This window comes from Legionella nautarum (assembly GCF_001467895.1).
GTDB lineage: Bacteria > Pseudomonadota > Gammaproteobacteria > Legionellales > Legionellaceae > Tatlockia > Tatlockia nautarum.
Genome location: NZ_LNYO01000024.1, coordinates 815,018 through 827,231, shown reverse-complemented (window position 1 = coordinate 827,231; position 12,214 = coordinate 815,018). Strand labels below are relative to the sequence as shown.

Here is a 12,214-nt window from a genome sequence, read left to right as displayed (position 1 = left end):
AGGATGGTGGGCCGTATAGGATTCGAACCTATGACACAGAGGTTAAAAGCCTCCTGCTCTACCACCTGAGCTAACGGCCCCAAAGAGGCTGGAATCATACCCGATTAGGGTAAAATTTCAAGTGTTTTATGCGGTTTATTTTTCATTAATGCACGACCAGTATATAATTCTTCGCTCGTAGATAAAACGGTCCACCCATCGGCCGCTAAATTTTTTACTTTTATTTTTAAACAATTACTAGGCACTATTAGTAATAAAACATCAGCTCCTAAAGCCCCACAGCCTTTAGCTGCTAGAACATCAGGCTGGGAATTAAAATTTTGAATATGTTCCAAACTATGAGGAGCCACCAGATGGAAATTTGCCAATTGTTGCTGATAGGTATTTATTGCCTTAACTAACTCTGCGCTATTCACCTGCTCAAACGCTGCTTGAGCGAGTTCAACTGTGGCGGCTAGCTGGTTTATTGCAGGCGGTAATCTCATGTTTCTTAAATGATAATGCGTTGCTAATTTTTGGCCACTGTGTAATAGCAAAAAAGAAATATCTTTAAAAGGCCATTCATAGGATTTAAGAACTTGTTCATCGCGATTAATATAAACACAATGATTTTGGGATTGAGCTAGCAAATCGTACCCACTAGGCCGCAAACCTTCCCCGCGCCAGGCGCATTGATAATAAGCGTCTAATAAAGCTTTATGACTTGGCTCGACATGGAGTAAACGGCAACTCGCCAAATAAACGCCCAAAAATTGTGCACTCGATGCTCCAAGGCCGCCCTTTCCTTGATAGGGATCATACCAGCTAACACCCTGAGATGAGATGCGATGATGAGCCCACCATTGTCCAGCAGGAGAATCTGGATGAATACCTTGCATGCTATGGTCATCTGTTAAGGCTAGTTCAAAACAAGGTGAAGTAGTTAAAATAATCGCTGAAGCCCCAGCCACGGCAGCATATTCACCGAGTAAAAAAGTTTTTGCTGGTATGCGCCATTTCATGTTGCAGTCTGCACTTGCCTAATTTCAGTTAACAAAGCGCAGGCATTATTTAAGCTAATACGCTTATTCGTGGTAAGCCAGCGTTGTAAGCGCTCTTTGAGCACGGGCATTTCGCTGTCAGTCGCCCCGGCGACTAGCGCTAAATTATCAATATGCAATTTCATATGCCCTTGAATAATTCCTTCAGTACACAAGGCTCTTAGGGCACCTAAATTTTGTACTAGACCGACTGCAGCAATAATACGCGATAAATGATTGGCAGATTCAATATCCATCATACGCAAACAAAGTTTTGCCGTAGGATGAAGAGCAGTTACTCCACCTACAGTACCCACAATAATGGGCGCAGTTAATTGCCCTATTAATGTCCCTTGCTCATATCGCCAACGAGTAATCGCTTGATAGCGTCCATCACGTGTTGCATAAGCGTGAACACCTGCTTCAACGGCCCGCCAATCATTTCCTGTGGCGATTAAGACAGGATCAATTCCATTCATAACCCCTTTATTATGAGTTGCTGCACGATAAGGGTCTGTTTCGGCAAATAAGGAAGCTTCTTGTAAACGCTCGCCAAGCTCAGGGTCGACATCGCGAATAACGACTTTAGCCGTCGTTAATTTCTGATCATTTAAATTGGACAAAATACACATGGTGACTTGTTCACCGGTTAGATTCTCCAAAGGTTCTTTTAAGTACTCTAAAACTTGGTTGATGATATTAGCACCCATTGCATCGCAGCTATTCATCATCAAATGAATAACAACCATATCACCACTATCTCCGCGTGCTAAATGTCGCAGTTGCATATCAACCACGCCGCCGCCGCGTCTTACCATGCTAGAAGCCACTTCTTCATTGGCCTTTTCCATCAAAAAACGTTTGTTTTCATGAAACAGCGCTTCAAACCGTGCCAAATTATTTACTTTTGCCAATTGAATTTGGCCAATAATGCATTCGCCGTCTACTTGGGTAGTAATCTCACCCTGCTGTCTTATCCATTTTGCAGTCTTTGAGAGTGCAGCAATGATTGATGTTTCTTCTACGGCTAAAGGAATTACGTAATCTCTGCCATCGATAAAAAAATTCGTTGCTACGCCTAATGGCAGTTGAAAATAGCCAATCACGTTTTCGATTAACTTATCAGCAAGCACTGTCTCTTGCACACCCCCGGCTTGTAAATAGTGAACATCTTCTGCGGTTAAAGCCCCTAGATCTAAGAGGCGTTGAAATCTTTCTTCGCGAGCTAATTTAGAAAACCCTTGGAATAATTGACCTGCTTGATTATTTAACGGCATGCCTTCTCCTTCAGCTCACTGAGTATTCGGCTGCCAGTGCAAAACATAGCAACCTTTAATTCATATTCGATTAATTTCATAAGCTCATGCACAGCGTGTGCATTTTCTAAGGCCGCATCTAACATGGGCTTGGCAAAACCAACTGAAGTTGTACCAAGCGCGAATAATTTTGCGGCATCTAAACCATTACGAACACCACCTGAACCCCAGACTTCAAAACGAGGATTTAAGGAAACGGCATGAATCACTGTCTGCATCGTATCGATACCCCAGTTACGAAAACTGACTGCTGTGCGCTGCTTAATACTTCCTTCGCCAGCACGATGTCCTTCAATTCTTCCCCAATGCGTTCCGCCTAGACCACTTACATCAACTGCGGCAACGCCAATATCGTTTAAGCGCTGCAAAGTATTGGAGGAAAAACCACAACCGGTTTCTTTTACAATAACGGGTCTATCGAGTTGCTTTACTAGTTTAGCGAGGGCATCCCAACAGCCTTTAAATTGCGGCGTACCTTCGGGTTGAATCGCTTCTTGCAAGGGATTGCAATGGATAATAAGCGCTTCTGCCTGTAAGGCTTCAATTAAATTTTGAATTTGTGGTAAAGGGGTTGTGATTAACTGGGCAATTCCTAGATTAGAAAAGAGACTTACCTTTGGAAAATCTCGACGCAGCTCATGCCATTCAGTAGCCGCTTGAGAGTCGGTTAACTCACGGCGTTGCGAGCCAACACCCATTGCCCAACCGCTCTTAGCGCAAGCTTCAATCAGATTACGATTGATATTCACTGCCCCACGATGTCCTGCAGTCATCGAACTCACAAAAAAAGGACTGCAGACCTCTCGACCAAAACGCTGGCTAGTAATACTAATTTCTGCAAAATCAAGATCAGGAAGCGCTTCATGTGCTAAGGTGAATTGATCTAGGACATTAAATTCACTGGTTTGATTTGCCGGCATTAAAGCAAGCTCAATGTGATCTTGTTTGCGTTTTTCAAATTGGCTATAGTCGTCTTGCATTCCGATTTACTGCGCCAGAAAAAATGGTCTGGATTTTATCATAACTTAACTCTTCCAACTAGGTTTTCAAGAAATTTTACCACTTTCTAAAATTATTCAAACCTTGCTTTGCTGCAAAGCCCCATTTCGTATTATGCTAGGTTATTTCATCTAATAAAATTTCTCATGGCTAAGGCAGCATCTTTAACCAATTTCACTTTTAATCAGGAAAACCTCTGCTATCAATGCGAAGGCCCTTGGTCTGTTTTAAAATTGAATGATTTATTAAGCCGCTTTGACACTTCTACAATTCCTGCAGAAAAAAAAGTAACAATTAGCGGCGCCACCCTCACTCAATTTGATAGCTCTGGCGCCCTAGCTTTGACACATTGCATAGATATTTTAAAAAGCAAAGGGAAAGAAATCGAATTAACTGATTTCAACAAAGAGCAGGAAAAACTATTAGACTTAGTCAAAGAAAAGAAAGAAATACTTGGTTACAAACCACCTACTTTCAAACAGCGCAATTTACTAGATCGAATTGGCGAAGAAACAATTCATAAAATACAACAAACTGACGGTTTAATCATTTTAATCGGCGATTTAAGTTCGAAATTTTTTGAAGCTCTTGGCAATTGGCGACGTTTTCAATTTCCCAGTATCATATCCAATATTCATTCCGTCGGTATCCAGGCCCTACCTATTCTTGCCCTCTTGTCTTTTCTCATCGGAGTAGTGCTTGCCTATCAAATGGGCTTACAGTTGCAAACTTATGGCGCCAACATTTTTATTGCCTACTTATCTGGAATGGCCATTTTTCGCGAGTTTGCCCCGTTAATTACGGCAATCATCGTTGCTGGGCGCACAAGTTCTGCCTTCACAGCACAAATTGGTAGTATGAAAATAAATGAAGAGGTCGACGCGCTTCTGACAATGGGGCTTTCACCCACCGAGCTGCTTGTCATGCCTAAAGTCATGGGCTTGTTGTTAGTCTTTCCTTTGATTATTTTTTGGTCTGATGTCTTTAGTATTATCGGCGCCATACTAATGTCTAAATGGATGCTAAACGTGGGCTATCTCGATTTTCTAGCGCGCCTCAAAGAATCCGTTGGTTTAGATCAAATGCTATTAGGTCTGTATAAAGCGCCAGCCTTTGCCATACTCATTGCCTTGGTAGGCTGCTTCCAGGGGTTCAGAGTACAAGCAAGTGGGGATACAATTGGCTCACAAACTACTAAAAGTGTTGTACAAGCCCTATTTCTAATCATTGTTGCCGATGCAATTTACTCCATCGTTTACAGTTGGATGGGTATCTAATGAGCGAGCGAATCATCGAAATTTCTGGATTAAAGAACTATTTAGGCGGGCAATGGGTACATTCTGATGTCAATCTCACAGTAGAAAAAGGTGAAATTCTAGCCATCATCGGCGGAAGCGGCAGCGGTAAAACAACTATCCTGCGCAGCTTACTCATGCTTATGAAACCCACCGCGGGCTCTTTAAAGATTTTTGGTAAAGATATTAGTCAGCTCAATGCCTATCAAGCTAATGCCTTACGCCGTCGCTGGGGTATGATGTTTCAACATAGCGCTCTTTTTTCAACCCTGAATGTCTTAGAAAATATTATGTTCCCTATGCAGGAATTTACCGAACTCAAAAAAACATTTATGGAAGAGCTAGGCATGCTAAAGATTTCTTTAGTAGGATTGCCTAAAGAATCCGCAGGTAAATTTCCCTCTGAATTAAGTGGCGGAATGCAGCGGCGAGCGGCCGCTGCGCGCGCTCTTTCCATGGACCCCGAATTACTTTTTTTGGATGAACCTACAACGGGGCTGGATCCACATAGCGCAAGACAATTTGATGAACTGATTCTTTTTTTAAGGGATGCATTATATTTAACCATTGTAATGATTAGCCATGATTTAGAATCATTGAAAATAGCTGATAGAATTGCCTTTTTAGGAGAGGGAAAAGTATTATGTGCCGCTCCTTACGAAGAATTAGTAAAAAATCCACATCCATTGATTGCTGATTATTTCAGTAAACTTTAAACTGACCTTAATAAGTACTGGTAAAAGATAACAAGAACGGGAGCAGGCTTTTTGGAAGCAAAAACCAATTACACAATGGTTGGCTTAGCGGTATTGATTCTTGCAGGCGCTTTGGTTGCTGCAGGACTCTGGCTGTCAGTCGGCCTCGACCAAAAGAAATACCATACTTATGCTGTCTTTATTCGCGAAGCTGTCTCAGGCCTTAGCGAACAATCCCCTGTAAAATACAATGGTGTTAAAGTGGGATTTGTTAGCAAAATAGAGCTTAACCACCATGACCCCCGACAAGTTGAAATTTTGCTCAATATTGAAGAGGGTACTCCCATTACTGTCAGCACCATGGCTACTTTGATTTCTCAAGGGATTACCGGAAACACTTATGTCGGGCTTTCAGCCGAATCAAGCGATTTAACCCCCCTAAGAGCGGCTCCGCATCAACCTTATCCTATTATTCCAGCTAAACCCTCATTATTTAATCAACTGGATAAGGTACTCAAAGAGGTCTCTGTCAATGTGAATAAAGTGAGTGTAAAAATCAGCCAAGTCTTTAGCAAAGATAATCTAGACAATTTAAACCACACCTTAGCTAATATAAGATCGTTTTCCGATGTTTTGGCCAAAAATAGTCCAAATCTAAACCATAGCCTCAAAAGCGTAGAAGTTCTCTTACAAAATTCAGCAGACCTGAGTGAGGAATTCCCCGAAATTGTTACTGATCTAAAGTCTGGTCTAAAAAAATTTAATTCAATGGCAACTTCTCTGACGAATGCAGGAAATAAAGTCTCAACTACTATGGCCACAGGTAAAACAGCAATTGATAAAATCTCTCAACAAACTATTCCACCAATGATTACTTTAATGCGCCGCCTTGATGTCATTGCAGCAAATCTTGAAAAAATAAGTAAAGAAATGCGCCAAAATCCTGCTATAGTTATTCGTGGCACTACACCACCGCAGCCTGGACCAGGAGAATAATGTGAATAAATTAACTATCTGGGCTTTCCTTATTCTTTTAGTGTCTTGTTCGCCGATTAAATTACAGCAATCAAATGCTTACAAATTAGATGCGTATAGTAGCAAGCAATTTACTTCGCAAGCGTCTAAGCAATCTATTTTGATAACGGTGCCTGAAGCGGTTGCCGGCTATCAAACAGAAGATATGCTTTATATGAAAAAACCCTTTGAACTTAGCTCCTTTACTAAAAATGTTTGGGTCGACCCGCCGGCTGAAATGCTTTTACCCCTCATAGCCCAGAGCCTGCAACGTAGCGGGTATTTTAATGCAGTAACTTCTACCACTAATTCAGAGTTAACGGATTACCGCTTAGATACTCAATTGATGGAATTACAACAAAATTTCATAACAACACCCAGCCATATAGACCTTGTTGTCAAAGTCGTGTTGTCACATGTTAGTGATAATCGAGTGGTCGCTTCACGCTTGTTTAGCCAACGTGTAAAATGTCCAGCAGATACGCCTTATGGTGGTGTAACTGCAGCTAATATTGCAACTAAGAATTTTACTGCTGAGGCAACTGCATTTGTGGTCTCGCAGGCTAGACAAGACTCTAGCCGTAATTAAGGGAAATTCTTGCTATCGTTGAATCAACTTATTAACATTAGAACCTTGGCCAAAGGTATAAAACAATTGTACAATGGGCCGCCATTGTGGCTCTTAACCAAATTTGTAAATTATGAAAATAAGAAGGAGAAAACGGATGAAAGCCAGATCGTTTAAGCTAGGACTTGTTGCTGCAGGTATTATGCTGCTTGCATCTTGTTCTAAACACCACGGTAGCGCAGGGGTTAGCTATGGTGAAGATGGGGCTTCTGCACACGGCTTGGGGCAATTTAGTCATTTTGCCGGTCAAGCACCTGGTGAATCATATACCACTCAAGCACCACACAATCAACGTTATCTTTTCTCTTATGACGATTCTAGTTTTGCGCCAAAATACAAACCTTCTTTGATGGCACAAGCAAATTATCTAGTTGCTAATCCAGGGGCACGTATTCTCCTGGCTGGACATACTGACGAGCGAGGAAGCCGCGAATATAACGTTGCACTAGGTGAACGCCGCGCTAACACGGTAGCTAATTTGCTGCGCATGGCAGGTGTTAGCCGACAACAAATTCGTGTAGTTAGCTACGGTAAAGAACGCCCACTCTATACAGGTCACGATGAAGAAGCTCACAAGATGAATCGTCGTGTTGAGTTAACTTATGAGGCCACACGATGATCAAATTCCATCGACTTCTACTTAGCTTATGCATGACCTGCTTGATACCTTGGCAGGTTTTTGCTGAAGCGCCTGTAGTTGATGATAGTGAAAACTTCGCTATTCTCGATGATCAACAGGCTGCTATTGAGCAGCCTGTTGCCAAAGCGCAACTTGATGAATATGGCGATACTAGCGATGAAGTTGCTCTTGCGCGAGATAATCATGAGAGTAGTAATAGCAGTGATAGCGCCGAATTATTGAATAAACTCCAAGGATTACAGCAGGATATCCAGGAGTTACGCGGCCAGCTAGAAGTACAAGCCCATGATTTAAAATTGTTACAGCAACAACAACTAGCTTTTTATAAAGATTTAGACGCACGTATGCGTCCTGATGTGACCAAACCGGTACAATCAGCCCAAGCAACCCCACCCCAAGAATTGTCTATTGGTCCTAATGTCGCTGCAGCAGCAACAAAAACGACTCCTCCGGTTCAACCATCAGAAGCCACCGCACTAGAGAAACAAATCACAGCGGGAATCGTTAATAGTTCACGAAGTAATCCAGCAAACGAGCAAATTAGTTATCTTGCTGCTTATGATCTGGTAAAAAATAAGCATTTCGATGATGCCCTGGTCGCTATGCAAGCCTTCGTAGCGCAATATCCACAAGGTGGTTATTCTGCAAACGCACAATATTGGCTGGGTGAGCTTTACATGGTTAAAAATAATTATCCCAGAGCAATTGAACATTTTGAAACCGTCTTAAGACAGTTTCCCTCATCCTCTAAAGCAGCAGCCTCTACCCTTAAAATTGGCTATGCACTTGCGGCATCAGGAAAAGAAAACGAAGCAAGACTTCGACTACAACAAGTTTTAAAAAATTATCCTGATACACCTACTGCACAATTAGCAACAACAAAATTGGAGTCTCTAGGCGTCTCATGAAGCAAGTTAGTAACTCACTTCGTATTACCGAAATTTTTCATTCCTTGCAAGGTGAATCAATTACCGTGGGCCTACCCACGGTTTTCATTCGTTTAACTGGCTGTCCATTACGCTGCCAATATTGCGATACGGCTTATGCCTTTAATGGGGGTAAAATGACGGATATTCCTTCCATTTTGGATGAGATCTCCGCTTATCAATGCCAACAAGTTTGTGTCACAGGAGGCGAGCCGCTTGCGCAACCAGGTTGTATCTCTCTTTTGCAAGAACTTTGTGATCAAGGTTATCAAGTATCATTAGAAACGAGTGGCGCAAGAGATATTGCTCAGGTCGATAAGCGAGTGATGGTTGTTATGGACTTAAAAACCCCTGCTTCTGGTGAATGTGAGAAAAATTTATTTTCAAATTTAGAACATTTAAAACAAAGTGATCAAATCAAGTTTGTCTTATGTGACCGCGAAGATTATGATTGGGCTTGTAAAATGATGCATGAACACCGCTTATCGGAACGCGCCCAGATTCTTTTCTCTCCTAGCTGGAATGAATTAAACCCAACAGAACTTGCTGATTGGATTGTAAAAGACAAATTAGCTGTGCGATTTCAATTACAGCTGCATAAAATTCTTTGGAATGATGCCCCCGGGCATTAATTATTGAGCAGGAGAATCTGGTATGCAATGGTTTGCCCAAGCACCCGCTAATATTGCCCTAATAAAATATATGGGTAAAAAAGATAACACAAACAATATACCGGATAACTCATCCTTATCTTATACGCTAAATAACCTGCTAACCTCTGTTATGCTTGAAAGCCAAGCGGGAAAGAAAGATTTCTGGGAGCCATTAGAAATCCCCGGCGCGCCGCCCTTTACCCTATCTACCTTGGCCCAAGAGCGTTTTCTGAACCATTTGGCGCGCATGAAAGCTTATTTTAACTACAGCGGTTCTTTTGTGGTTCGTTCTAGTAATAATTTTCCAACAAGTAGTGGGTTAGCTAGCTCTGCATCTAGTTTTGCAGCGCTCACCAAATGTGCAGCTCTTGCGCTCAGCGAGCTCAGCTCGCAACCTCCGCTTTCTATTGAAAAACAAGCCCAACTCAGCATGCAAGGCTCAGGCTCATCTTGTCGTTCTTTTTATTTCCCTTGGGCACTTTGGGAAGAAAATAGCGTTAAAGCCATAGAACTACCTTACATGCAATTGCAACACCAAGTCATAGTAATCAGTCACGATGAAAAACGAGTTCCTTCTAGCGAGGCTCATATACGAGTCAAAAGCTCAAGTCATTACGAAACACGTAGCCACCGGGCAACTGAGAACCTGAAACTGTTGTTAAGAGCGCTTAAAGCGAAAGATTGGGCAAACGCCTATCATATCTGCTGGCTTGAATTTCAAGATATGCATCATTTATTTGCTACTAGCAATCCACCTTTTAGTTATATGACTGAAACAGCCAATGAAGCATTAAAAAGTTTACAAGAATTATGGAATCGGGAGGGTGATGGCCCAATTGTAACTATGGATGCGGGTCCTAATATCCATTTACTTTATCGTCCCGATCAGGCAGAACTGGCTCTTCGATTTAAACAAGATTATTTAATTGGCAATTATGATGTCCTATGATTTTCAAACAACTACACATGGTAAATGGATTCTTGCGGGCGAGCATGCTGTTCTTCGTGGACATAGCGCCCTCGTTTTTCCTATCAAAGAAAAAAAGCTAATCCTCAGCTACCGTAAATCAGGTTCTGAGCTTAGTGCTGATTATGAAGGCCCTAGTGGTTCCGAGATGCAATTATTGTTTTGGAGCGTATTGGAGCAAGGTCAACAATTACTTGGAAAATCACTAAACAGCTTGAGTGGCCATTTCCATTTATACAATGACATCCCTATTGGGGTTGGCATGGGCGCATCAGCAGCGCTTTGTGTTGCGATGGCCCGATGGTTTGAATCGCAGAATATGTTAACTAACGATTCCGTTTTTTCCTTTGCCAAAGAGTTAGAAAATTTATTTCATGGAAAAAGCAGCGGTCTCGATATTGCTGGAGTAGCTGCCGAAACCGGTATTTATTTTCAACAAGGTAAAATGAATCCCATTAAACAAACCTGGTATCCTCACTGGTTTTTATCATCCTGTGGCCAAATTGGCATTACCTCGCACTGTATCAACCAAGTTCATCAACTATGGCAAACCGATGCCAGCAATGCCGCTCGCATTGATCAGAAAATGAATAAAAGTGTCAGGAAAGCTTGTAGCGCTTTAGAAGAGAACAGAGCAAACTCGTTGGACACACTGGTGGAAGCCATCCACGACACAGCAACCTGCTTCAAAGACTGGGGACTAGTTAGCGAGACCTTGCAGCAACATATGCAAATGTTACTTGATTTAGGAGCCTTAGCAGTTAAACCCACTGGTTCAGGCGGTGGCGGCTATGTCGTAAGTCTTTGGAATAGCCCTCCACCAATGAATGCTGTAGAGTTTATTGCTGTTTAGATTTTGCAATTTGCTACCTTCTAATGGATTTGTTGGGATGCCTGGTTTCATAACCCTACGTTCTAGTTTACAAAACCCCCAAAAATGTCTAAATTTAATACAACATAGCTTCTGTTTATCGATAAAAACAAAGGATTAGCAATGAAATGAAACTTAAAACTTGGTTATTAGCCCTGTTCTTTTGTTTTTTATTCAATTCTTCTGCTCTATATGCCAACATCAAAGTGGGTACCGTATTTTTTTACCCACCCTTTGTCATGTCCACTGGCGATGGCTTTGATATTGATTTAATGCGCGCTATCTGCCAACGCATCAAAGAAACCTGTGACATAGTTCCAATGGACTATACCAATTTATTCACCTCTTTAAACGAAGGTAAAATTGATCTTGCTATTGCTGGTATATCCATCTCTCAGAATCGAGGTACAAAATATCTCTTTAGCCTGCCCTATATGCTCAGTAAAGGGCAATTTTTAACCTTAAAAAGTTACGATTTTACCAGTATTAATGACTTAACGGGTAAAAAAGTTGGAGTGATTAAAGGAGAACAAGACGGTGGAGTAGTTGATGCTTATTTAATACAGAATTATGGTAATCAATTCCAAACTATCCCCTACAATGATATAGAAGATCTAATTACCTCCTTAAGCGATGGAGATGTTGCAGCAGCCTTTATTCATCGCTCATCAGCCAATTATTGGAAACAAAATGGCGGCGGACAGTTTGCACTATTGGGTGGGTCCGTTTCTCTAGGGCAAGGAATAGGTATTATGGCTCTTCCCTCACAAGCCGATTTGATTGCACGCATTAATCAGCAATTACAAGCCATGGAAAAAGACGGTAGTTACCTTAATCTTTATAATATCTATTTTACTAATGAATAACTCATGAATGTATTATTTATCAATAAATTGATAATAAATTTCATCTGTTTTGACCATTCCCAATTCATAGCGAGCTTGTTCTTCCAGCGCTTGATCGCCGCTTTGTAATTCAACAATATCCGCTTCAATAGCACGATTGCGAACCTCTAGCTTCTCATTTTCGCGTTCTTGAGCGGCTAATTTTTTTTCCAGATCAATCCATTGATAGATACCTCCATCTCCTAGCCACAACTTATATTGGAGGCCAACAAGCGCTAATATTAAGACTAGAATAAGGGATCGCATAATACACTCAAACGAAGAGATATTTTAATACACTAACATA

Annotated in this window: 14 protein-coding genes and 1 tRNA gene; 10 read left to right on the top strand and 5 right to left on the bottom strand. The window is 41.5% G+C overall.

The window, feature by feature from the left end; translation table 11 throughout:
- Positions 1 to 4 precede the first annotated feature (4 nt).
- From Lnau_RS15400 to fni, 4 genes are all read right to left on the bottom strand, one after another.
- Positions 5 to 80 (bottom strand) — tRNA-Lys (locus tag Lnau_RS15400).
- 24 nt (positions 81 to 104) lie between these two features.
- A complete protein-coding gene (locus tag Lnau_RS15395) occupies positions 105 to 1,001 on the bottom strand; it encodes a mevalonate kinase family protein (protein WP_058505997.1) in 897 nt (298 codons plus the stop codon).
- Positions 998 to 2,296, bottom strand: a complete 1,299-nt coding sequence (locus Lnau_RS15390) for a hydroxymethylglutaryl-CoA reductase, degradative (protein ID WP_058505996.1) — start codon at positions 2,294 to 2,296, stop codon at positions 998 to 1,000. Before Lnau_RS15390 ends, Lnau_RS15395 begins: the two co-directional genes overlap by 4 nt.
- Positions 2,287 to 3,315: a type 2 isopentenyl-diphosphate Delta-isomerase gene (gene fni, locus Lnau_RS15385; RefSeq protein WP_058505995.1), complete on the bottom strand. Its 1,029-nt coding sequence runs from the start codon at positions 3,313 to 3,315 to the stop codon at positions 2,287 to 2,289. The genes Lnau_RS15390 and fni overlap by 10 nt, the downstream gene beginning before the upstream one ends.
- Positions 3,316 to 3,480: 165 nt before the next feature.
- On the opposite strand from fni, the gene Lnau_RS15380 reads away from it, so the two are divergent.
- The 10 genes from Lnau_RS15380 (at position 3,481) to Lnau_RS15335 (ending at position 11,889) form a co-directional block, all read left to right on the top strand.
- Entirely contained in the window at positions 3,481 to 4,611 is a 1,131-nt protein-coding gene (locus Lnau_RS15380; RefSeq protein ID WP_058505994.1) for an MlaE family ABC transporter permease, read from the top strand.
- On the top strand, positions 4,611 to 5,345 hold the full coding sequence (locus Lnau_RS15375) for an ABC transporter ATP-binding protein (protein ID WP_058505993.1): 735 nt from the start codon (positions 4,611 to 4,613) through the stop codon (positions 5,343 to 5,345). Before Lnau_RS15380 ends, Lnau_RS15375 begins: the two co-directional genes overlap by 1 nt.
- A 51-nt stretch (positions 5,346 to 5,396) precedes the next feature.
- The gene (locus Lnau_RS15370) at positions 5,397 to 6,320 is read left to right on the top strand and encodes an MlaD family protein (protein WP_133134905.1); all 924 of its coding nucleotides are present in this window, start codon (positions 5,397 to 5,399) and stop codon (positions 6,318 to 6,320) included.
- A gap of 1 nt (position 6,321) precedes the next feature.
- Positions 6,322 to 6,927: an ABC-type transport auxiliary lipoprotein family protein gene (locus Lnau_RS15365; protein ID WP_058505992.1), complete on the top strand. Its 606-nt coding sequence runs from the start codon at positions 6,322 to 6,324 to the stop codon at positions 6,925 to 6,927.
- Between the two features lie 136 nt (positions 6,928 to 7,063).
- Complete coding sequence (gene pal / locus Lnau_RS15360; protein ID WP_058505991.1) at positions 7,064 to 7,585, top strand: peptidoglycan-associated lipoprotein Pal; 522 nt, start codon at positions 7,064 to 7,066, stop codon at positions 7,583 to 7,585.
- Entirely contained in the window at positions 7,582 to 8,514 is a 933-nt protein-coding gene (gene ybgF, locus Lnau_RS15355) for a tol-pal system protein YbgF (RefSeq protein ID WP_058505990.1), read from the top strand. The genes pal and ybgF overlap by 4 nt, the downstream gene beginning before the upstream one ends.
- Positions 8,511 to 9,164 (top strand): 7-carboxy-7-deazaguanine synthase QueE, encoded by a 654-nt coding sequence (gene queE, locus Lnau_RS15350; RefSeq protein WP_058505989.1) that lies wholly within the window; start codon positions 8,511 to 8,513, stop codon positions 9,162 to 9,164. The genes ybgF and queE overlap by 4 nt, the downstream gene beginning before the upstream one ends.
- 22 nt (positions 9,165 to 9,186) lie before the next feature.
- Positions 9,187 to 10,134 carry a GHMP family kinase ATP-binding protein gene (locus Lnau_RS15345; RefSeq protein WP_058505988.1) on the top strand — a complete coding sequence of 316 codons (948 nt, stop codon included), beginning with the start codon at positions 9,187 to 9,189 and terminating at the stop codon, positions 10,132 to 10,134.
- On the top strand, positions 10,124 to 11,005 hold the full coding sequence (locus tag Lnau_RS15340; protein ID WP_058505987.1) for a mevalonate kinase family protein: 882 nt from the start codon (positions 10,124 to 10,126) through the stop codon (positions 11,003 to 11,005). Before Lnau_RS15345 ends, Lnau_RS15340 begins: the two co-directional genes overlap by 11 nt.
- 146 nt (positions 11,006 to 11,151) lie before the next feature.
- Positions 11,152 to 11,889 carry a transporter substrate-binding domain-containing protein gene (locus Lnau_RS15335; protein WP_058505986.1) on the top strand — a complete coding sequence of 246 codons (738 nt, stop codon included), beginning with the start codon at positions 11,152 to 11,154 and terminating at the stop codon, positions 11,887 to 11,889.
- A gap of 12 nt (positions 11,890 to 11,901) precedes the next feature.
- Here Lnau_RS15335 and ftsB read toward each other — a convergent pair whose 3' ends face one another.
- Positions 11,902 to 12,174 carry a cell division protein FtsB gene (ftsB, locus tag Lnau_RS15330; protein ID WP_058505985.1) on the bottom strand — a complete coding sequence of 91 codons (273 nt, stop codon included), beginning with the start codon at positions 12,172 to 12,174 and terminating at the stop codon, positions 11,902 to 11,904.
- Positions 12,175 to 12,214 lie beyond the last annotated feature (40 nt).